The sequence below is a fragment of the Sphingomonas adhaesiva genome, from assembly GCF_036946305.1.
GTDB classification, from domain to species: Bacteria; Pseudomonadota; Alphaproteobacteria; order Sphingomonadales; family Sphingomonadaceae; genus Sphingomonas; species Sphingomonas adhaesiva_B.
Genome location: NZ_JAQIJJ010000006.1, coordinates 182,444 through 202,061 on the forward strand (window position 1 = coordinate 182,444; position 19,618 = coordinate 202,061).

The 19,618-nt window shown below is 70.2% G+C and carries 22 protein-coding genes; 13 read left to right on the forward strand and 9 right to left on the reverse strand.

Translation table 11 applies throughout. The annotated features are described in order from the left end of the window. Positions 1–387 precede the first annotated feature (387 nt). Both lexA and PGN14_RS11505 read right to left on the reverse strand, forming a co-directional pair. A complete protein-coding gene (gene lexA / locus PGN14_RS11500; RefSeq protein WP_335299652.1) occupies positions 388–1,047 on the reverse strand; it encodes a transcriptional repressor LexA in 660 nt (219 codons plus the stop codon). A gap of 61 nt (positions 1,048–1,108) precedes the next feature. Next, positions 1,109–2,290, reverse strand: a complete 1,182-nt coding sequence (locus tag PGN14_RS11505; protein ID WP_335299653.1) for a molybdopterin molybdotransferase MoeA — start codon at positions 2,288–2,290, stop codon at positions 1,109–1,111. A gap of 86 nt (positions 2,291–2,376) precedes the next feature. On the opposite strand from PGN14_RS11505, the gene PGN14_RS11510 reads away from it, so the two are divergent. Further along, positions 2,377–2,850, forward strand: a complete 474-nt coding sequence (locus tag PGN14_RS11510; RefSeq protein WP_335299654.1) for a hypothetical protein — start codon at positions 2,377–2,379, stop codon at positions 2,848–2,850. Here the strand turns inward: PGN14_RS11510 and moaC are convergent. From moaC to PGN14_RS11530, 4 genes are read right to left on the reverse strand one after another with little or no spacing between them, the layout of a single operon-like run. Beyond that, positions 2,786–3,259 carry a cyclic pyranopterin monophosphate synthase MoaC gene (gene moaC, locus PGN14_RS11515; RefSeq protein WP_335299789.1) on the reverse strand — a complete coding sequence of 158 codons (474 nt, stop codon included), beginning with the start codon at positions 3,257–3,259 and terminating at the stop codon, positions 2,786–2,788. The two genes, PGN14_RS11510 and moaC, sit on opposite strands and share 65 nt — an antisense overlap. Before the next feature lie 17 nt (positions 3,260–3,276). Beyond that, positions 3,277–4,062, reverse strand: coding sequence for an indole-3-glycerol phosphate synthase TrpC (gene trpC / locus PGN14_RS11520; RefSeq protein WP_335299655.1), 786 nt, complete (start codon positions 4,060–4,062; stop codon positions 3,277–3,279). Further along, complete coding sequence (trpD, locus tag PGN14_RS11525; RefSeq protein WP_335299656.1) at positions 4,059–5,054, reverse strand: anthranilate phosphoribosyltransferase; 996 nt, start codon at positions 5,052–5,054, stop codon at positions 4,059–4,061. Before trpD ends, trpC begins: the two co-directional genes overlap by 4 nt. Next, complete coding sequence (locus PGN14_RS11530) at positions 5,051–5,635, reverse strand: anthranilate synthase component II (protein ID WP_335299790.1); 585 nt, start codon at positions 5,633–5,635, stop codon at positions 5,051–5,053. The genes trpD and PGN14_RS11530 overlap by 4 nt, the downstream gene beginning before the upstream one ends. Positions 5,636–5,761: 126 nt before the next feature. Here PGN14_RS11530 and PGN14_RS11535 point away from each other — a divergent pair, with 126 nt between their 5' ends. Further along, the gene (locus PGN14_RS11535; RefSeq protein WP_335299657.1) at positions 5,762–6,199 is read left to right on the forward strand and encodes a hypothetical protein; all 438 of its coding nucleotides are present in this window, start codon (positions 5,762–5,764) and stop codon (positions 6,197–6,199) included. Between the two features lie 276 nt (positions 6,200–6,475). On the opposite strand, the gene PGN14_RS11540 is transcribed toward PGN14_RS11535, so the two are convergent. After that, on the reverse strand, positions 6,476–7,093 hold the full coding sequence (locus tag PGN14_RS11540) for a YbhB/YbcL family Raf kinase inhibitor-like protein (protein ID WP_335299658.1): 618 nt from the start codon (positions 7,091–7,093) through the stop codon (positions 6,476–6,478). Positions 7,094–7,278: 185 nt separating this feature from the next. Between PGN14_RS11540 and PGN14_RS11545 the strand changes: the two genes are divergently transcribed. From PGN14_RS11545 to PGN14_RS11595, 11 genes are all read left to right on the forward strand, one after another. After that, positions 7,279–7,473 (forward strand): hypothetical protein, encoded by a 195-nt coding sequence (locus PGN14_RS11545; RefSeq protein WP_335299659.1) that lies wholly within the window; start codon positions 7,279–7,281, stop codon positions 7,471–7,473. Between the two features lie 57 nt (positions 7,474–7,530). Beyond that, positions 7,531–8,229, forward strand: a complete 699-nt coding sequence (locus tag PGN14_RS11550) for an endonuclease/exonuclease/phosphatase family protein (protein ID WP_335299660.1) — start codon at positions 7,531–7,533, stop codon at positions 8,227–8,229. Further along, positions 8,226–10,538, forward strand: a complete 2,313-nt coding sequence (locus PGN14_RS11555; protein ID WP_335299661.1) for a patatin-like protein — start codon at positions 8,226–8,228, stop codon at positions 10,536–10,538. The genes PGN14_RS11550 and PGN14_RS11555 overlap by 4 nt, the downstream gene beginning before the upstream one ends. Positions 10,539–10,602: 64 nt before the next feature. Continuing rightward, the gene (locus PGN14_RS11560) at positions 10,603–10,917 is read left to right on the forward strand and encodes a hypothetical protein (RefSeq protein WP_335299662.1); all 315 of its coding nucleotides are present in this window, start codon (positions 10,603–10,605) and stop codon (positions 10,915–10,917) included. Next, complete coding sequence (gene pyrF, locus PGN14_RS11565) at positions 10,918–11,592, forward strand: orotidine-5'-phosphate decarboxylase (protein ID WP_335299663.1); 675 nt, start codon at positions 10,918–10,920, stop codon at positions 11,590–11,592. Positions 11,593–11,790: 198 nt separating this feature from the next. Continuing rightward, complete coding sequence (locus PGN14_RS11570; RefSeq protein ID WP_335299664.1) at positions 11,791–12,423, forward strand: phosphoribosylanthranilate isomerase; 633 nt, start codon at positions 11,791–11,793, stop codon at positions 12,421–12,423. Beyond that, positions 12,420–13,664, forward strand: coding sequence for a tryptophan synthase subunit beta (trpB, locus tag PGN14_RS11575; RefSeq protein ID WP_335299665.1), 1,245 nt, complete (start codon positions 12,420–12,422; stop codon positions 13,662–13,664). The genes PGN14_RS11570 and trpB overlap by 4 nt, the downstream gene beginning before the upstream one ends. Before the next feature lie 130 nt (positions 13,665–13,794). Continuing rightward, entirely contained in the window at positions 13,795–14,595 is an 801-nt protein-coding gene (trpA, locus tag PGN14_RS11580; RefSeq protein ID WP_335299666.1) for a tryptophan synthase subunit alpha, read from the forward strand. Then, entirely contained in the window at positions 14,592–15,458 is an 867-nt protein-coding gene (accD, locus tag PGN14_RS11585; protein ID WP_335299667.1) for an acetyl-CoA carboxylase, carboxyltransferase subunit beta, read from the forward strand. The genes trpA and accD overlap by 4 nt, the downstream gene beginning before the upstream one ends. A gap of 193 nt (positions 15,459–15,651) precedes the next feature. After that, positions 15,652–16,968: a bifunctional folylpolyglutamate synthase/dihydrofolate synthase gene (locus tag PGN14_RS11590; RefSeq protein WP_335299668.1), complete on the forward strand. Its 1,317-nt coding sequence runs from the start codon at positions 15,652–15,654 to the stop codon at positions 16,966–16,968. A 71-nt stretch (positions 16,969–17,039) separates the two neighbouring features. Further along, a complete protein-coding gene (locus PGN14_RS11595) occupies positions 17,040–17,507 on the forward strand; it encodes a DUF6628 family protein (protein ID WP_335299669.1) in 468 nt (155 codons plus the stop codon). 2 nt (positions 17,508–17,509) lie between these two features. On the opposite strand, the gene PGN14_RS11600 is transcribed toward PGN14_RS11595, so the two are convergent. Next, entirely contained in the window at positions 17,510–18,814 is a 1,305-nt protein-coding gene (locus PGN14_RS11600; protein ID WP_443019502.1) for an AmpG family muropeptide MFS transporter, read from the reverse strand. Positions 18,815–19,089: 275 nt separating this feature from the next. After that, the gene (locus tag PGN14_RS11605; RefSeq protein ID WP_335299671.1) at positions 19,090–19,548 is read right to left on the reverse strand and encodes a response regulator; all 459 of its coding nucleotides are present in this window, start codon (positions 19,546–19,548) and stop codon (positions 19,090–19,092) included. Between the last annotated feature and the right edge of the window lie 70 nt (positions 19,549–19,618).

A 19,618-nucleotide genomic window follows, 5' to 3' on the forward strand; every position in this document is an offset into this window, starting at 1 on the left:
CTGCACCACTTCCGCCATGGCCGGCCCCGCCTTTCCCCACCGGGGAAAGGACCAGACTGGATCGCCCTCCTGCGCTCAAAGGGCGACCCCGCTGCCCCCTCCGAATTCCTGCAGAGACAAGACCTTTGTAAATCCCTTGTTCCCGGCGAAGGCGAGCCCTTTGCAAAACCCTTTACCGTCATGCCGGACTTGTTCCGGCATCCACTGTGCCGCATATTCACAGGCCGTTGATTTCCCGGAAAAGTGGACCCCGGAACAAGGCTCTCCTGAGCTTGTCGAAGGGTCCGGGGTGACGGCCTCTTTGAGGCGGACGAAGCGCCATCCGCCCCGGCGCATCATTCCTGCGGTGACGATCCCCTACACACTTCTTCCGCCACACCCTGCGTCCTAATCGTAACGGCGCAGCAATCCCGCCAGCTTGCCCTGCACCCGCACCTGCGCAGGCGCGTAGCGTTGCGGGTCGTAGGCGCGGTTGGCGGGGTCGAGGCGCACCATCGCGCCTTCGCGACGGAAATACTTGAGCGTCGCCTCGCTCTCCTCGATCAGCGCGACCACGATCTCGCCGTCGCGTGCCACGTCCTGGCGGCGAATCAGCGCATAATCGCCGTCGAAGATGCCGGCCTCGACCATCGAATCGCCCGCGACCTCCAGTGCGAAATGCTCGCCGCTGCCCAGCAGCGCGGCCGGCACCGGCAGCGTCGTCGATCCCTCGAACGCCTCGATCGGCACACCCGCCGCGATGCGGCCATGGAGCGGAATCTCGATCACGTCGTTCGCGGGCTCCGGCACCGCGCGGCGGGCCGCGGGCGGCGCGGCGCGCTTCGCCTCCGCCCGCTCGGGCGACTTCAGCACCTCCAGCGCGCGCGCGCGATTGGGCAGGCGACGCAGATAGCCGCGCTCCTCCAGTGCGCTGATGAGACGGTGGACGCCGGACTTGCTCTTCAGTTCGAGCGCATCCTTCATCTCTTCGAACGACGGCGACACGCCGCTTTCGCTCAAGCGGTCCTGAATGAAGCAGATCAGTTCGTGCTGCTTGCGTGTCAGCATGTGACTGTTCCCCTGAAGGTGCGAACGGATTGCGAACCTTTAAGGAACGATTGTGGTTGCGTCAAGCAACCATCAGGATCTCCGCCGAGTCGCCCGCGCGCGCCGCCGGGGCGCCGGCGGGACGCACGATCAGGCACGATGCGCGCGACAGCGTGCGCAGCATCGAACTGTCCTGAATGTCAGAAGCATAGGCCCGCCCGTCGCGCAAACCCGCGCGCAGATAGTCGGTGCGGTCGTTGTTGGCCGGCAGGTCCTCGCCCAGCACGGCGTGCGTCGTAACAGGGAACGGATCGCGCGCACCGGCGAGATGCGCCACCAACGGCCGAACGAACAGCAGCGCGGTGACGAAGGCGGACACCGGATTGCCCGGCAGCCCCACCACCGCCATGCCGTCGCCGCGCCGCCCCGCCAGCATCGGCTTGCCCGGTCGCAGCGCGATGCGCCAGAAGTCGAGCGTCACCCCCGCCGCCGCCAGCGCCGGGCGGACGAGGTCGTGATCCCCCACCGATGCGCCGCCGGTCGTCACCAGCACGTCGGCCGCGACATCGGCGAAAGCGCGGGTCAGCACGTCGAGTCGGTCGGGCAGGATGCCCAGGTCGACGATCTCGACGGGCAGGTCGGCCAGCATCGCGCGCAGCAGCAGGCGGTTCGATTCGGGCAGCGCCTCCCCCACCGCGCCGCCCGGCTCGACCAGTTCGTCGCCGGTAGCGGCCAGCGCCACGCGGACCGGGCGCGCAACGCTCACCTGCCCCGCGCCGCCAGTCGCCGCCACCGCCAGCCGCGCCGGGGTCAGCCGCTCGCCCGCCGCGACCAGCACGTCGCCCGTGGAGAAATCCAGCCCGCGCCGCCGCACGTTGCGCCCGACATGCGCCGGCCCCTCGCCGTCGAGCGTCACCGTATCGCCCGCGCGGCGCGCCTCCTCCTGCACCAGCACGGTGTCGGTGCCCGCGGGCAAGGCCGCGCCGGTGAAGATCCGCACCGCCTCGCCCGCCCCCACCTGCGCGGCGAACGGCGCCCCCGCCGCGCTCTCGCCGATGACGCGCAAGGGGCCGGGCAGATCGGCGAAGCGCAGCGCATAGCCATCCATCGCCGACAGGTCGCGCGCCGGCTGCGTCCGTGCCGCCACCACCGGTTCGACGACCCAGCGCCCGATCGCCGCGACCAGCGGGACCGTTTCGCACGCAACGCGGGTGCCCAGCGCGAGAACGCGGGCCTGGGCCTCGGCGACGGGAAGAAGGGACATGACGGCTCGTTCGCCTCCGGATGACGGGCACCCGCCTTGCGGCGGCAGCACGGGTGGATCAAGGGGGCGGGCACACGAGGGGCAGGATGGCAGCGGACGAGACGACCACGGCATTACCGAACGCGCGCGGCGATCGCGGCGCCGCCGTGCTTCGCGCAATCTACGCGCTCTGTTTGGCCGGGGCGACCTACAATCACTGGTCCGCGATCTATCGGCACGGCTGGCTGTGGGACTATGGCGGCTATCCGCGGGTCAGCACCACCTTCTGGACGATGCTGGGCGTCGTCGATCCGCTCGCCGTGCTGCTGCTCGTGCGTCCCAGGATCGGGGTGGTGGCGACGGTCGCGATCATCGTCACCGACGTGGTGCACAATATCGCGGTGATCGGGCATTATTTCCCGCCGCTGCTCACGGCGCTGGCGACCGTACCCTCGCTGATCGCGCAGATCGTCTTCATGGTCTTCGTACTGGCGACCTGCCGCCGCGCAGCGATGATCAGGCGGGTGCGCGCCAGTCGCCCGAGCGTCCGCCGCGCTTTTCCAGCAGGCGAACGGCGGTGATCGTCATCGCCTTGTCGATCGCCTTGGCCATGTCGTAGATGGTGAGCAGCGCCACCGACACCGCGGTCAGCGCCTCCATCTCCACCCCGGTCTTGCCATCGGTCGCCGCCAGCGCGGTGACGGTGACGCCATCGTCCTCGATCGACAGGTCCAGCGACACGCGCGTCAGTGGCAGCGGATGGCACAAGGGGATCAGGTCGCTGGTCCGCTTCGCCCCCATGATCCCGGCGATCCGCGCCACTGCGATCACATCGCCCTTCTTCACCGCACCGTCACGGATCGCGGCGATCGCGTCGCCCGACATCAGGATGCGCCCGGTCGCGACCCCCTCGCGCCGCGTCACCGCCTTGTCGCCGACGTCGACCATATGCGCCGCGCCATCGGCATCGAGATGGGTCAGCCCGGCCAACGTCATCCCACCCCCTCTCATCCCACCATCGCGCGCGTGGCGGCGGCAACATCGGCCTGCCGCATCAGCGCCTCGCCGATCAGGAAGCAGTGGACGCCATGCGCCGCCAGCTCGTCCAGGTCGGCGCGGGTCGACAGTCCGCTCTCCGCAACGAAGGTGCATCCCGCGGGCGCATGGCGCATCAGGTCGTAGGTGCGGCGGAAATCGACCTCGAACGTCTTGAGATCGCGATTGTTGACCCCGATCAGCCGCGACGACAGCCGTGCCGCGCGCGCCATCTCCGCTTCGTCGTGCACCTCGACCAGCACGTCGAGACCCTGTTCGATCGCCGCCGCCTCGCATTCGGCGAGGCAGGTGTCGTCCAGCGCGGCAACGATCAGCAGGATCGCGTCCGCCCCGATGCTGCGCGCCTCCAGCGCCTGCCACGGGTCAACGGTGAAGTCCTTGCGCAGCACGGGCAGGTCGCAGGCACCACGCGCCGCGACCAGATAGGCCTCGTCGCCCTGGAAATAGGGCGCATCGGTCAGCACCGACAGGCACGTCGCCCCCCCCTCGGCATAGGCGCGGGCGTGCGCTGGCGGATCGAAATCGGCGCGGATCAGCCCCTTGGACGGGCTGGCCTTCTTGATCTCGGCGATCAGCGCGTGGCGTCCCGCCGCTATGGTCCGGTCCAGCGCAGAGCGAAACCCCCGCGGCGGCGTCTGCGCCGCGGCGCGCGCGGCCAGATCGGCGGTGGGAACGGCGGCGCGGCGCGCGCGCACCTCGTCGCGCTTGGTGGCGCAGATCGTGTCGAGGATGGTCATGAATAAGCGATCCAGCGGTCGAGCAGACGGTCTGCCGCGCCGCTGTCCAGCGCCTCGCCGGCGCGCGCGGCGGCGTCGGTCAGCGCGGCATCGGTGCCGGCAAGCACCAGCGCCGCGGCGGCGTTGAGCACCACCGCATCGCGATAGGCGCCGCGCTCGCCGCGCAGCAGGCGGCGCAGCGCCGCGGCGTTATAGGCGGGGTCGCCGCCGCGGATCGCGATCGTCGGATGCCGCGCGACGCCCGCATCCTCCGGCACGATCCGCTCCGCCATCGCCACCGCGCCGATCGCGACCACCCGCGTCGGCCCGGCGCCGGAGATTTCGTCCAGCCCCTCCTCGCCCGCCACCACCAGCGCCGCCTCGCTGCCCAGTTGCGCCAGCGCATCGGCATAGACAGGCGCATAGTCCGGCCGCGCGATCCCGATCAGCTGACGCGTGACATGCGCCGGATTGGCGAGCGGCCCCATCAGGTTGAAGATCGTCCGCCGCCCGATATGGCGGCGGATCGGGGTGATCCGCTTCATCGCCGGATGATGATTGGCCGCGAAGAGGAAGCCGATCCCCAAGTCACGCAGCGTCGCCTCCGCCAGCGCGCCGGCCCGATCCATGTCGAGCCCCAGCGCCTCCAGCGTGTCCGCCGCGCCCGCCTTGGACGAAGCGGCGCGGTTGCCGTGCTTGGCCACCGGCACGCCGCAGGCGGCGACCACCAGGCTGACCGCGGTGGAGACGTTGAGCGTGTGTTGCCCGTCCCCGCCGGTGCCACAGACGTCGATCGCCCCGGGCGGCGCGGTCACGGAAATCACCCTCTCGCGCATCGCGCGCGCCGCCTCGGCGATCTCCACGCTGGTTTCGCCGCGTTCGGACAATGCGATCAGGAAGTCGGCGACCGCCTGTTCGCTGGTGCGCGCGTCCAGCAGGTCGGCGAACGCCTGCGCCGCCGCCTCGCGCGACAACGGCGCGCTTGCATCAGGCAGCGCGACATGCACCGTCATGTCAGGGCCTTACGCGCGATACCTGCGATCGAGAGGAAGTTGGCGATCAGGTCATGACCATGTTCGGTGGCGATGCTTTCCGGGTGGAATTGCACGCCATGGATCGGCAATTCGCGATGCCGCAGCCCCATCACCGACGCGTCGGCCGCGGTCGCATTCACCGCCAGCATGTCCGGCACGTCGGTGACGATCAGCGAATGGTAGCGCGTCGCGGTGAATGGCGACGGCAGCCCGGCGAAGACGCCGCTGCCGTCATGTTCGACGGGGCAGGTCTTGCCGTGCATCAACCCGCCGCGCACCACCTTGCCACCGAAATGCTGCCCGATCGCCTGATGCCCCAGACAGACGCCCAGCAATGGGCGGCGCGCCTCCGCGCAGGCCGCGACCAGATCCAGGCTGATCCCCGCCTCGGTCGGGGTACATGGGCCGGGCGAGATCAGGATCGCCTCCGCCCCGCTCGCCAGCGCGTCCGCCGCGGTCAGCGCATCGTTGCGTTCCACGCGCACCTCGACACCCAGCTCCATCACGTAATGGACCAGGTTCCAGGTGAAGCTGTCGTAATTGTCGACCACCAGGATCATGGCGCTGCCATAGCCGATGCGCTGCGCATCGCAACCATTGCGATTCGGCAATGAATCGTCATCTGCGGGCGACATCATGGCGGGATAAAAGCCGGAGCGTGCGCGTTCGCGCAGTTGAGGAGAAAAATGATGTTGCGTTCGGCGCTTACGGTCGTCCTTCTGCTGGCCCCGGCGGTCGCATCGGCGCAAAGCGCGCCGGCGGGCGAGACCGGGCGCACGCCGCAGCGGGTGCGCAACGTCATGCTTCAGGGCGCGGAAACCTGCCCCAAGGCGCAGGGCGACGAGATCGTCGTGTGCAGCCGGATCAACCCGGACGAACAGTTCCGCATCCCCAAGGAATTGCGCAACACCGCCGAACCGGCGGCAAAGAATCAGGCGTGGACCAACCGCGTCACGGTCGCCGATCGCGCCGGCCGCGTCGCGGCGGGTATCCCCGATACCTGCTCGCCGGTCGGCAGCGGCGGCCAGACCGGCTGCGCGCTGGCGATCAACCAGGCCTTCGCTGCCGAGAAGCGCGCCGCCGAGAAGAACGATTCGATGATCCCGGGCGGCCGCGAGCCGTAAGCTCTCTTTGTCTTCGTCATCTACTCAGTTGCGCCGCGCCTTCGTGACGTAATCTGGCGTTGGCGATTGAGCGTGCCGGGTTCGGCGAGGAGCGCGAGGAGCGCGGCGGCAGTGATGCCGATGCCGGGGATGCGGCGCAGGATGACGACGGGCGCGACGCCCTATTGCGAGACGGCCTGACTGTCCGCGCCCGGCGCCGGGCATCCCGATCATGCGGGACACACCCCTCTAACGCCATCGCCAATAGACAATTGCTCCGCTCGCAATGACGACGACCTAGGCCGGCTGCGCCGCGCCCACCGGCACGTCGGCGCCCTCGCCGCGCGAATAGGTGCCGGTCAGCAGGCCGACCGCCAGCACGCGCCCGGTGATCGCCTCCACCAGCTCGCGCCGGCCGGGATCGGGGCCGAGGTCCGGGAGTTCGCTGAGCGCGAACAGCTGGAAGACGTAATCGTGCGTGCCGTGCCCGGTCGGCGGGTCGGGCGGCAGCCAGCCTTCGCGGCGATAGCTGTTGAGGCCGACGTCGCGCCCGTCCCCCTCCCCGCCGCCGTCCGGCGACAGCGCGCCTTCCGCCAGCATCGTCTCGGTCGCGGGCAGGCCCCACAGGATCGCATGGACCAGCGGGCTGGGCGCGGGTGCGTCCGGATCCTCGACGATCAGCGCCAGCCCCGCCGCCCCCTCCGGCACGCCGCGCCAGTGGAGCGGGGGCGACACGCCCTCGCCATCGGCGGTGAAGCGCACCGGCAGCCGGTCGCCGTCGCCGAACGCCATGCTGGACAGGTCGATCTGCGCTTGCGTGGTGGTCACGCCGTCCTGCACCGCGACCAGTCGCGAGTGACCCGCACGCACGTTGCGCAACAGCCCGCCGAGCCAATGGGGGACATGTTCCAGCATGGTCGATCCTTTCCGTTCCTTCCTGTGGCAACGGGGGCGGCCCGGGTTCGGTTGCATCGCCCGCCAGGCACGGTTCGCCGCGCCGCTGCATCGCAGCAAAAACATGTCACACAGCGTTGATGGACGCGCAGGATGCGATCCCTAGCTGTGCGGCTCACGATTTCGCAGAAGAAGGACATCACGCCATGCAGCCCTCCGACAACGATCGCGGTCAGGCCGGCGGCATCCCGCAGTCGCTGCGCGCGTCGCTGATGATGCTGACGTTCGGGCTGGTGATCCTGGCCTATCTGGTGGCGATCGATCACCCCGAATGGTTCCATATCCGCCCGGTCAGCGGCGCCGCCGCGGCGATGTTCGACGCCTCCACCAACCGGGTCTGACGCCACCGTTCCACGCCGGTGCAACCCGCGGCCGGTGACGGTCGTTACGCCTCCTCCATGAGGCTCAAGGTCGCCAGCTACAACATGCGCAAGGCGATCGGCACCGATCGCCGCCGCAACCCGGAGCGCGTGCTGCAGGTATTGCGCGAGATCGATGCCGATATCGTCGCGCTGCAGGAGGCGGACCGCCGCTTCGGCACGCGCGCGGCGGTGCTGACCCCGCATCTGCTGGACGAACATAGCGACTGGCAGGCGGTCGCGGTCGCCACGCGCGCGACCAGCATGGGATGGCACGGCAACGCCATCCTGATCCGCAAATCGGCCGAGCTGGTCGCCTGCGCCCCGCTGCACCTGCCCGCGCTGGAACCGCGCGGCGCGGTGATGGCGGACGTAGCGATCGATGGTATTGTCGTGCGCGTCGTGGGGATGCACCTGGACCTGTCGGGATTGTGGCGGCGCCGACAGGCGGCGGCGGTGATGGCGCAGGCGGCGGATGGCGCGGACGGGCGACCGACCGTGATGATGGGCGACCTGAACGAATGGAGCCGGCAGTCCGGCTGCCTGCGCGATTTCGCGCACAGTTTCCACTTCGCGCCGACCGGCCCCAGCTTCCACGCGCGCCGTCCGATCGCGCGGCTCGACCGAATCATGGTGTCGCCCGGACTGGAGGTGGTGCGCTGCGGCGTCCATGCCAGCGCGGCGGCGCGGGTCGCGTCGGACCATCTGCCGATCTGGGCGGAGATCGCGCACGCATGAGCGAGGACGCCGCGCCACGGCTGCGCGAGCGCGAGCTGCGGCTGGCGCTGGTCTGCTACGGCGGGATCAGCCTGGCGGTGTATATGCACGGCATCACCAAGGAGGTGTGGCATCTGGCCCGCGCCAGCCGCGCGATGCACGATGGCGCGGAATGCGTCGGCGCGAGCGCGCGCGTCTATCGCGACCTGCTGGAGGAGATCGAGACGCACAGCCGTTGGCGGCTGCGCATCCTGCCTGACATCGTCGCGGGCGCCAGCGCAGGCGGGATCAACGGCGTGTTCCTGGCGCAGGCGATCGCCAGCGGCCAGTCGCTCGATCCCCTGACCGACCTGTGGCTGGAGGGGGCGGACGTCGAGCGGCTGATCGATCGCGACGCCGCGCCCGCGACGCGCTTTTCCAAGGTATGGGCGTTGCCGCTCGCCTGGATGGCGGCGGGGCGTAGCGCGGAGCAGCTCGATTCGCTGGACGATGACACCCGCGACGAGGTGAAGGCGAAACTGTCGCATTTCATCCGCTCGCGCTGGTTCGAACCGCCCTTCTCCGGCCGCGGCTTCACCGCGATGCTGCTCGACGCGTTCGATGCGATGGCGGCCGCGCCCCGCGGGCCGCGGCTGCTGCCCGATGGCCAGCCGCTCGACCTGTTCGTCACCGTGACCGATTTCGGCGGCCATCCCGAACGACTCCAGCTCCACTCCCCGCCCGAGGTGATGGAGACCGAACACCGGCTGGTGGTGCCGTTCAGCGACCATGGCCATATGGTGGAGACGCTGGCGGCGCCCGCCGAGCTGGCCTTCGCCGCGCGCGCCACCTCCAGCTTTCCGGGCGCCTTCCCGCCGTTCACGGTGGGCGAGCTGGATGGCGTGCTGCGCGAGCGCCGGCGCGGGTGGCCGGGACGGCGCGCGTTCCTGTCGCGTGTCCTGCCGCGCCATTTCGCCGCCCGCGCCGCCGACAAGGCGGTGCTGATCGACGGATCGGTGCTGGCCAATGCGCCGTTCCGTCCCGCGATCGACGCGCTCAACGAGCGGCCCGCACGGCGCCAGATCGACCGGCGCTTCGTCTATGTCGACCCCTCGCCCGGGCACAAGTTCGGGATCGGCGGGCATGTCGACGGCGTGCCCGGCTTCTTCCAGACGATCCTGGGCGCGATCAGCGAGCTGCCGCGTCAGCAGCCGATCCGCGACAATCTGGAGGCGCTGGCGGGCCGATCGCGCCGGATCGAGCGCATGGCGGCGATCATCGAGGCGGTGCGCGCACAGGTGGAAGGCGAGATCGAGGGGCTGTTCGGGCGCACCTTGTTCCTCGATCGCCCCACGCCCGCGCGGCTGGTGGCGTGGCGCCGCCGCGCGCAGGAAGCGGCGGCGGACCGGGCCGGATACAGCTATGCCGGCTATGGCCAGTTGAAGGCGGCGGGCGTGGCGGAGTTCGTCACCGCGCTGCTCCAGGCGATCGGCGGCGAGCCGGGCGGACAGCGCGGCAACCGCATCCGCCAGCGCATCGACGCCGCGCTCGCCGCGCGCGGGCTGGGGCCGGATGCGGTCTTCTCGGGCGGGGCGAGCGCGGCGATGATCGACTTCCTGCGCACCTTCGACCTGCCGTTCCGGGTGCGCCGGTTGCGGCTGCTCGCGCGGCGGCTGAGCGATGTGGAGGGCGACGCGGACGAGGCGACGCTGGCCCCGCTGCGCGACGCGATCTACGATTCGCTCGACGGCTATCTCGACGTGCGCCAGCCGCGTCGCCACGCCGCGCTGCATCGCGACGTGCGCGGATTGCGCGACGATGCCGGCGCGCTGCTCGATTCGCTCGGCGCCGCGCTTGACCTGCCCGCGCTGGACGCCGCGACGGACGAGCGGATGGCGGCGGCGCTGGCCGAATTGCCGCGCGAGATCCGCCGGCCGATGCTGCTCAACTATCTGGGCTTTCCCTATTTCGACGTCGCCACCATGCCGCTGCTGCAGGGCGAGGGGGTGGACGAATACGATCCGATCAAGGTCGATCGCGTCTCCCCCGACGATGCCCGCTCGATCCGCGAGGGTGGTGCGGAGGCGACGCTGAAGGGCATACAGTTCAACAGCTTCGGCGCCTTCTTCAGCCGCGCCTATCGCGAGAACGACTATCTCTGGGGGCGGCTGCACGGGGCCGAGCGGATGATCGACATCACCGTCTCCGCGCTGCCTGCGGGCGCCCGGTTGCGCGCCGGCCGGATCGCGGCGGTGAAGCGCGCCGCCTTCCTCGCCATCCTCGACGAGGAGGAGGAGAAACTGCCCACCGCCGCGGCGCTGATTTCCTCGCTGCGCGGCGAGATCGGGTAGGCGCGACAGCCGCTTGCCCGCGCGGACTGGAAAAATCCGCAGCACTTCCCTAGCCTGTCCGGCGATGCAGTTCCTGAAGATCCTGTTCTGGTGCCTGCTGGCGTTCGTCGCCGCGGTCTTCACCTTCGGCAATTGGACGACGGTGTCGATCCAGCTCTTCGGCGGATTGGTGGCGGAGGTGAACCTGCCGCTGCTGCTGCTCACCACCTTCCTGCTGGGGCTGGTGCCCACGTTCGTCTATCAGCGCTGGGTCCGCTTCCGCCTGCGCCAGCGGCTGCTGTCCGCCGAGCGCGCGCTGGAAACGGAGCGCGCGCTGGCCGCCGCCCCGCCCGTCACAACTGCCCCCGCTCCCCCCGTCATCGCGCCCGAGGTCGCGTAAATGCCCAATCGTATCTTCGTCGCGCTCGACACCCCCGATCTGGACCGTGCCCGCACCGTGGCCGAGCGCGTGCGACACCATGTCGGCGGCATCAAGCTGGGGCTGGAGTTCTTCTGCGCCAACGGCCCCGCGGGGGTGCGCGCGATGGAGGAGATCGGCCTGCCCGTCTTCCTCGACCTCAAGCTGCACGACATCCCCAATACCGTCGCCAAGGCGGTGCAGTCGCTGGCGCCGCTCGCGCCCGCGGTGCTGACCGTCCATGCCGCGGGCGGGCGCGCGATGCTGGAGGATGCCAAGGCCGCGGCGCATCCCGATACGAAGGTGGTGGCGGTGACGATGCTGACCAGCCTGGACGAGGCGGACCTGCGCGCGACCGGCGTGGGCGGCAGCGCGCACGACCATGTCCTGCGGCTGGCCGATCTGGCGCGCGAGGCAGGGCTGGACGGGATCGTCTGCTCCGGCGCGGAGGTGAAGCAAGCGCATGCGGCGTGGCGCGACGGTTTTTTCGTGGTGCCCGGCGTGCGACCGGCGGACGGCCATGCCGGCGACCAGAAGCGCGTGGTGACGCCGCGGCAGGCGCTGGACGATGGCGCATCGATCCTGGTGATCGGGCGGCCGATCACGCAGGCGCCGGACCCGGACGCCGCGGCGCGCGCGATCGAGGCGACGCTCTGACCCTCTCGTCACCCCCGGCTAAAGGCCGGAGTGACGAAGAACCGCCCACCCCGTCATCCCGGGCTTGACCCGGGATCCATCGTGCCGCCTGCGCTGACCCCGCGATGACGCGCTTCTCGGGCCGAAGCGCCAGCCGCGACATGGATGCCGGATCAAGTCCGGCATGACGGGGGGGATAATCCGCCCTATATCCCCCCCATGCCCGCCACCGCCAAGATCTGCGGTCTCTCCACCGCCCCGACGCTCGACGCCGCCATCGCAGGCGGGGCGAGCCATGTCGGGTTCAACTTCTTCGCCCCCTCGCCGCGCTATGTGACGCCGGAACGTGCGCGCGCGCTGGCGCAGCGGATGCCGGCGCATGTCCGGCGCGTGGGCGTCTATGTCGATCCCGACGACGCGCTGCTCGACGCCACCGCCGCCACGCTCGACGCGATCCAGCTCCACAAGACGCCGGTCGAACGCATCGCCGCGATCCGCGCGCGGTTAGGGCGCGAGACATGGGGCGTCGTCGCGGTGAAGACGCGCGCGGACCTGGACGGCGTGGCGCGGCTCGCGGGCGCGGCGGACCGCATCCTGTACGATGCCAAGACGCCCGATGGCGCGAAGCTGCCCGGCGGGATGGGGGTACGCTTCGACTGGTCGCTGCTCGACGCGTTCCGGCACCCGCTGCCCTGGGCGCTGTCGGGCGGGCTGGACGCGGGCAATGTCGGCGAGGCGATCGCCCGCACCCGCGCCCCGATCGTCGATGTCTCCTCCGGCGTGGAGAGCGCGCCGGGCATCAAGGATGTGGACAGGATCGCTACCTTCCTGCAACGGGTCGCCGCATCATGAACGCTCCCAATTCCTTCCGCGCGCAGCCTGATGAGCGCGGCCACTTCGGCGATTACGGCGGCCGCTACGTTGCCGAGACGCTGATGCCGCTGATCCTCGACCTGGAGCGCGAATATCGCGCCGCGAAGGAGGATCCGGCGTTCGCGGCACAGTTCGACGATCTGCTCGAACACTATGTCGGGCGCCCCAGCCCGCTCTATTATGCCGAGCGGCTGACCGAGGCGCTGCGCGACAGCGCGGCCGATGGCGCGAGTGGAGAGAAGCGCGGTGCGCAGGTGTGGTTCAAGCGCGACGAATTGAACCATACCGGCGCGCACAAGATCAACAATTGCATCGGCCAGATCCTGCTCGCGATCCGCATGGGCAAGACACGGATCATCGCGGAGACGGGCGCGGGCCAGCATGGCGTGGCGACCGCCACCGTCTGCGCGCGCTTCGGCCTGCCGTGCGTGATCTACATGGGCGCCAAGGACGTCGAGCGGCAGCAGCCCAACGTGTTCCGCATGAAGCTGCTGGGCGCGGAGGTGCGCGCGGTGGAAAGCGGCGCGCGCACGCTGAAGGATGCGATGAACGAGGCGCTGCGCGACTGGGTCGCGAACGTCCACGACACCTTCTACATCATCGGCACCGCGGCGGGGCCGCACCCCTATCCGGAGCTGGTGCGCGATTTCCAGAGCGTGATCGGGCGCGAGGCGCGCGCGCAGCTGATGGCGCGCACCGGCCGCCTGCCCAACCTGCTGGTTGCCGCGATCGGCGGCGGATCGAACGCCATCGGGCTGTTCCACCCGTTCCTGGACGACACGAGCGTCAGGATGCTGGGCGTCGAGGCGGCGGGCGAAGGGCTGGAGGGCAAGCATGCCGCCAGCCTCGCGGGCGGCTTCCCCGGCGTGCTCCACGGCAACAAGACCTATCTGTTGCAGGACGACGACGGGCAGATCGCGGAGGCGCATTCGATCTCCGCGGGCCTCGACTATCCCGGCATCGGGCCGGAACATGCGTGGCTGAAGGATGTCGGCCGCGTCGACTATACGTCGGTGACCGATACCGAGGCGCTGGACGCGTTCCAGCTGCTGTGCCGGACCGAGGGGATCATCCCCGCGCTGGAGCCGAGCCACGCCATCGCCGCGGTGGCGAAGGTGGCAAAGGAGATGCCGCGCGACGCGATCATCCTGGCCAATCTGTGCGGGCGCGGGGACAAGGACATCTTCACCGTCGCCGAGGCGCTGGGGGTGGCGATATGATGATGAAGCGACGTCGTGTTCCGGCGAACGCCGGAACCCAGAGCCAAGCAGATCAACATCCGTCGCGATCCGTCATCCTGGGCTCCTGCGTTCGCAGGAGCGCGGCAGCGTCCGTGACGGAGATCGACGCATGACCCGCCTCTCCGACGCCTTCCGCAAGGACCGCCCCGCGCTGGTCTGCTTCGTCACCGCGGGCGACCCCTCGCCCGCCGCGACGTCCGCGATCCTCGACGCGCTGGTCGCCGGTGGCGCCGACGTGATCGAGCTGGGGATGCCCTTCACCGATCCGATGGCGGACGGCCCCGCGATCCAGGCGGCCAACATCCGCTCGCTGACCATCGGCACCACCACCGCCGACATCCTGTCGATCGCCAAGGGCTTTCGCGCGCGGCACCCGGACGTGCCGCTGGTGCTGATGGGCTATGCCAATCCGATGCTGCGCCGCGGACCCGAATGGTTCGCCGCCGCGGCGCAGAACGCCGGGGTCGATGGCGTGATCTGCGTCGACGTGCCGCCGGAAGAGGACGATGCGCTCGGCCCGGCGCTGCGCGGTGCGGGGATCGCGTCGATCCGGCTCGCCACGCCGACCACCAATGCTGCGCGACTGACGGACGTGCTGTCGGGCGCGGACGGCTTCCTCTATTACGTGTCCGTCGCGGGAATCACCGGCAAGCAGCAGGCGCTCCAGACCTCGATCGAGGAGGCGGTGGCGCGGCTGAAGGCGGCGACCGATCTGCCGGTCGCGGTCGGCTTCGGCGTGCGCACCCCCGATCAGGCGCGCGCGATCGGCGCGGTCGCGGACGGCGTCGTCGTCGGCTCCGCGATCGTCGAGATCGTGGCAGAGCACGGCACCGCCGCCGCGGCGCCCGTCACCGCCTATGTCCAGTCCCTGTCGGCCGCGCTCGCCGACGCACGAAAGCAGATCGCATGAGCTGGCTCAGCAACGTCCGCAACGCGCTGTCGGGGATCGTTCCCGGCGCCAAGCAGCAGACCCCCGACAACCTGTGGCACAAGTGCAAGGGCTGCGGGACGATGGTGTTCACGCGCGAGCTGGAGGAGAACCTCTACGTCTGCCCGACATGTGAGCATCACGAGCGCATCGGGCCGAAGGAACGCTTCGCGCACCTGCTCGACGAAGGAACCGCGGAGGTGCTCGCCGCGCCCAAGGCGGCGGAAGACCCGCTGAAGTTCCGCGATTCGAAGCGCTATGCCGATCGCCTCAAGGCCGCGCGCACCGGCACCGGCGAGCAGGACGCGTTCGTCAATGCGCGTGGGACGATCCATGGCAAGCGCGTCGTGATCGGGGTGCAGGACTTCGCCTTCATGGGCGGGTCGATGGGCCAGGCGGTGGGCGAGGCGTTCATCCAGGGCGTCGAGGCCGCGATCAAGGACCGCGCGCCCTATGTCGTCTTCACCGCGTCCGGCGGGGCGCGCATGCAGGAGGGCATCCTGAGCCTGATGCAGATGCCGCGCAGCACCGTCGCGATCCAGATGCTCCACGATGCCGGGCTGCCCTATATCGTCGTGCTGACCGATCCCACCTCCGGCGGGGTGATGGCGGCCTATGCGATGCTGGGCGACGTGCAGATCGCCGAGCCGAAGGCGACGCTGGCCTTCACTGGGCGCCGCGTGATCGAGAATACGATCCGCGAGAAGCTGCCCGAGGATTTCCAGACCAGCGAATATTATCTGGAGCACGGAATGATCGACATGGTGGTCGATCGCCGCGAACTGCGCGACCGGCTGGCGACGGTGATCGGCTATCTGACCGCGGGTGAGCGCCGGGCGGCGTGAACGTGGTGGTAAAGCCCTCTCCCCTGCGGGGAGAGGGTTTGGGTGAGGGGCCGCCGCAGAAGCTGCGCTCGATGAGACACCTACCCCTCTCCCAACCAGCATCGGGTCGTCCATGCCCCCGGCATGGACTGAACAGCGCGGGGCGCTGTCCACCCGATGCTCCCCGCAGGGGAGAGGGCTTAAAGGCAGTATGATGCCCGACCACGCCACCTCTTCCGACACCGCGGTACAGGCGCAGCTCGACCGGCTGTGGGCGCTCTCCCCCGGTGCCGATATCCTCGGCCTCGACCGCATCTCCCGGCTGCTCGCGCGCCTTGGCGACCCGCACCTCGACCTGCCCCCCGTGTTCCACGTCGCCGGCACCAACGGCAAGGGATCGACCTGCGCCTATCTGCGCGCCGCGCTGGAGGCGGCGGGGTGCCGCGTCCATGCCTATACCAGCCCGCATCTGGTGCGGTTCAACGAGCGTATTCGCGTGGCCGGGCGGCTGATCGACGACGCCGCGCTCGCGCCGCTGCTGGCGGAGGTGCTCGACGCAGGCGGCGATATCGGCGCCAGCTTCTTCGAGGTGACGACCGCCGCCGCCTTCCTCGCCTTCGCGCGCACCCCCGCTGATGCCTGCGTGATCGAGGTCGGGCTGGGCGGTCGGCTGGACGCGACCAACGTCCTCGCTGCGCCGGCCGCCTGCGGGATCGCCGCGCTGGGAATCGATCATCAGGCGTTCCTGGGCGACACGCTGGAACAGATCGCGGCGGAGAAAGCGGGCATCGCCAAGCCGCACACGCCGCTGGTGACGATGCGCTACGCCGCGCCGATCGCGGCGCTGGTGGCGGACCGCGCCGCGCGCGCCGGTGCGCCCGTCCTGCCCGAAGGCAGCGCGTGGCAGGTGGCGGAGGACGCCGACGCCATCCGCTATCGCGACGCGAACGGCACGCTCGACCTGCCCCGACCCGCGCTGCCCGGCGCGCATCAGGCGGAGAATCTGGGGCTTGCGGTCGCGATGCTGCGTCACCAGCACGCGGTCGCGGTACCGGACGCCGCGCTGCGGGCGGCGGCGGTCGCGGCACGCTGGCCGGCGCGGCTGCAACGCCTGCGCCCCGGCCCGCTGGTCGCGCCGCTGGGCGACGTGCCGGTCTGGCTCGACGGCGGGCACAATGTCTCCGCGGGCGAGGCGATCGCGCGGTCGCTCGACCGGCTGCTGCCCGACGCGACGCGGCTGGCGGTCGTGATCGGGATGCTCGCCAACAAGGATCCCGCCGGGTTCCTCGCGCCCTTCGCGGATCGCATCGCGACGCTGGTGGCGATCCCCGTTCCCGGGCACGAGCATCACGCGCCGGACGATCTCGTCGCGCTGGCGGCACGGCTGGGGGTGCCGCGTACCGCCACCGCCGCCGATCCCGCCGGGGCGGTAGCGCATCTCGCCGCCGAGCCGCGCCACCCGCTGCTCATCCTCGGTTCGCTCTACCTCGCCGGACGCGTGCTGGAGGCGAACGACGAACTGCCCGACTGACGCTATAATCTGCGATTGACTTGCAATAGCGTGTCGGCAATCTTCGCGGCTCCACGAGGAGTCGCCGTTTCATGACGCACACACCCGCCCCGGCCCCCGCGCCCAACCCCGCCGGTTCGGCGTCCGCCACGCTGACCGCGCTGCCCTATGCGGTGCCGGACTGCGCCAATGCGCGCGTCGCGCTGTTCGCGATGCGCCGGATGGGCGCCCACGGGCTGAGCGATGCGCGCGCGTCGCATGCGATGTTCACCGCCTTTGGCGAGGCGTTCCGCCGCCCGCTGACGCTGCTGCGCGCGTTGATGGCGGACATGGCGGCGAATGCGGCACAGCCGATCGCGATCGCGCCGTGCTGCTGCGCGCGCATGACGCCCTCCGAACGCGCGCTGCTGTGCGTGCTGTCGCGGGTCGAAACCCGCAGCGAGAATGCGCGCCTGCTGATGCAGGATCTGCTGGGCCAGCGCCGGATCGACGGCGTGCTGGCCAGCGCCGCCGCGGTCGCGACCGCCTTCGCCGACGAAGGCCGTCCGATCACGCTATAGGTTCAGGCGGGGGCGCCGTCGCGCGCGTCCCCCGGCCCCTCGATGCCGGCGCTGCCGACCGAGCGATCGACCAGCCCGGAGCGCCCCATCCACCAGAACAGCGCGACGCCGGGGAGCGCGACCGCGGTGGTCATCAGATAATAGTTCACGAACCCCATCGCCTCCACCATCGCCCCCGCGGTCGTGCCGGTCAGCACGCGCCCGACGACGCTGGTGGAGGCGGAGATCAGCGCATATTGCGCCGCGGTGAAGCGCAGGTCGCACAGCGCCGACAGATAGGCGACGATCGTCACCCCGCCGATCCCCGAGGCGATGTTCTCGAACAGGATCGCACCCGCCAGCCCCGCGTTGCTGTGCCCCGCGGCGGCGAGCAGCGCGAAGCTGGCGTTGGACACCGCCATCAGCACCAGGCTGGCGAGCACCGACCGCTTCAGCCCCATACGCGCATACATCACGCCGCCGACGAACACGCCGACCAGATACGCCCAGAAACCGACGCCGACGTCCCACAACGCGATCTCGTCGTTGCTGAAGCGCAGGTCGTCGAGCAGCAGCCGCAGCACCAGCTGCCCCAGCGTGTCGCCGATCTTGTGGATCAGGATGAACAGCAGGATGACCACGGCGCCCGGCCGCGCAAAGAATTCGACGAAGGGACGCCAGATCGCCCCCACCGCCTGCGCCACCCCGCGCCGCTCGGTCGGCGGGCGATAGCGCGCAGGCTCGCCCAGCCATAGCGCGACCAGAATCGCGGGCAGCGCCAGCGTCGCGCAGGCGAGATAGGCCGCCTCCCACCCGACCCGCGCCGCGATCACCAGCGCCAGCGCGCCCGCACCCGCGGAGCCGATCCGCCAGCCGTACTGGTTCATCCCGGTGCCGATACCCAATTGGCGCGGCTCCAGAATTTCGATGCGATAGGCGTCGATGACGATGTCGAACGTGGCACCCGCCGCACCCACCAGGATCGCGGCGGTCGCGGTGGCGCCGATGCTCGCGACCGGATCGACCAATGCGAGGTTGGCGACCGCGGCGATCACCAGCACGCCCGCCAGCAGCATCCACGACACCCGCTGTCCCAGCCGCGACAGCAGCGGCAGGCGGATGCCGTCGACCATCCACGCCCACAGGAACTTGAGGTTGTAAACCAGGAAGGCGAGGCTGAATGCCGTCACCGTCTTCTTGTCGATCCCGCTCTGCGCCAGCCGCGTGGTCAGCGTCGCGGCGATCATCGAATAGGGAAAGCCCGACGACACCCCCAGCGCCAGTGCCGCGAGCGGCGCGCGCTCCACATACGGCCTGATGCCGTCCACCCACGTCCGGTCCCGCGCTACGCCGTCACCCAATTACCTGCTCCCGCCCTTCGATCGGGGCATCCTAGAGCGGAATGGAGGGGAACGGAACGGGATTGCGACGACGCGTCGGACGCCGGGAGAGGTCAGCCGGACGGGTTGCGATCATCCCTTTCGTCATGCCGGACTTGTTCCGGCATCCAGGGCGCCGCGCGCCTCGCCGATGCTGGGTGCGCGGAACCCTGGACCCCGGAACAAGTCCGGGGTGACGTACACATGCGGCGGCGATCGGACCGTCAACCCCGCTCCACGGCAGCACCACGATCTGGCGCCGCCGCGAACAGCTTGAACCCGTTGGGCATCCGCCGTGGCGGCTTGCCCGCGATCGCCTGTTCCACCGCCACGATCGCGTTGAGCAGGTCGCGCTGCGCATAGGGCTTGGCGAGGCAGCCGACCGCCAGCGCCTGCGCCTCCGCCGGGCAGGCGCTGGTCACGAACATCACCGGCGTGCCGCGGTCGCGCGCGGCGCGGGCGACGTCGATCCCGCTGCCGTCCGCCAGATTGACGTCGACCAGCACCAGATCGAGCGCGGCACCGTCGGACAATACCGCCACCGCATCCGCGACGCGATCGACGGTGGCGACGACCTGATATCCCTGGTCGGTCAGCAGATGCTCGGTGTCGAACGCCACCAGCGGCTCGTCCTCCACCACCAGCAGCCGCTCGATCGTCCGTTCCCTGCGCCCGAAGACCATGTCCGCCCGTCCACTTCGTTACGCGCTCATAACGCGAACAAGGGGGTTCGGTCGCAAATAATTCCTCACC

Excerpts from the sequence above, each read along its gene's own strand:
- lexA (WP_335299652.1), bottom strand. The coding sequence starts at position 1,047 with ATGCTGACACGCAAGCAGCACGAACTGATCTGCTTCATTCAGGACCGC.
- PGN14_RS11505 (WP_335299653.1), bottom strand. The coding sequence starts at position 2,290 with ATGTCCCTTCTTCCCGTCGCCGAGGCCCAGGCCCGCGTTCTCGCGCTG.
- PGN14_RS11510 (WP_335299654.1), top strand. The coding sequence starts at position 2,377 with ATGGCAGCGGACGAGACGACCACGGCATTACCGAACGCGCGCGGCGAT.
- trpC (WP_335299655.1), bottom strand. The coding sequence starts at position 4,062 with ATGACCATCCTCGACACGATCTGCGCCACCAAGCGCGACGAGGTGCGC.
- trpD (WP_335299656.1), bottom strand. The coding sequence starts at position 5,054 with ATGACGGTGCATGTCGCGCTGCCTGATGCAAGCGCGCCGTTGTCGCGC.
- PGN14_RS11530 (WP_335299790.1), bottom strand. The coding sequence starts at position 5,635 with ATGATCCTGGTGGTCGACAATTACGACAGCTTCACCTGGAACCTGGTC.
- PGN14_RS11535 (WP_335299657.1), top strand. The coding sequence starts at position 5,762 with ATGATGTTGCGTTCGGCGCTTACGGTCGTCCTTCTGCTGGCCCCGGCG.
- PGN14_RS11540 (WP_335299658.1), bottom strand. The coding sequence starts at position 7,093 with ATGCTGGAACATGTCCCCCATTGGCTCGGCGGGCTGTTGCGCAACGTG.
- PGN14_RS11545 (WP_335299659.1), top strand. The coding sequence starts at position 7,279 with ATGCAGCCCTCCGACAACGATCGCGGTCAGGCCGGCGGCATCCCGCAG.
- PGN14_RS11550 (WP_335299660.1), top strand. The coding sequence starts at position 7,531 with ATGAGGCTCAAGGTCGCCAGCTACAACATGCGCAAGGCGATCGGCACC.
- PGN14_RS11555 (WP_335299661.1), top strand. The coding sequence starts at position 8,226 with ATGAGCGAGGACGCCGCGCCACGGCTGCGCGAGCGCGAGCTGCGGCTG.
- PGN14_RS11560 (WP_335299662.1), top strand. The coding sequence starts at position 10,603 with ATGCAGTTCCTGAAGATCCTGTTCTGGTGCCTGCTGGCGTTCGTCGCC.
- pyrF (WP_335299663.1), top strand. The coding sequence starts at position 10,918 with ATGCCCAATCGTATCTTCGTCGCGCTCGACACCCCCGATCTGGACCGT.
- PGN14_RS11570 (WP_335299664.1), top strand. The coding sequence starts at position 11,791 with ATGCCCGCCACCGCCAAGATCTGCGGTCTCTCCACCGCCCCGACGCTC.
- trpB (WP_335299665.1), top strand. The coding sequence starts at position 12,420 with ATGAACGCTCCCAATTCCTTCCGCGCGCAGCCTGATGAGCGCGGCCAC.
- trpA (WP_335299666.1), top strand. The coding sequence starts at position 13,795 with ATGACCCGCCTCTCCGACGCCTTCCGCAAGGACCGCCCCGCGCTGGTC.
- accD (WP_335299667.1), top strand. The coding sequence starts at position 14,592 with ATGAGCTGGCTCAGCAACGTCCGCAACGCGCTGTCGGGGATCGTTCCC.
- PGN14_RS11590 (WP_335299668.1), top strand. The coding sequence starts at position 15,652 with ATGCCCGACCACGCCACCTCTTCCGACACCGCGGTACAGGCGCAGCTC.
- PGN14_RS11595 (WP_335299669.1), top strand. The coding sequence starts at position 17,040 with ATGACGCACACACCCGCCCCGGCCCCCGCGCCCAACCCCGCCGGTTCG.
- PGN14_RS11605 (WP_335299671.1), bottom strand. The coding sequence starts at position 19,548 with ATGGTCTTCGGGCGCAGGGAACGGACGATCGAGCGGCTGCTGGTGGTG.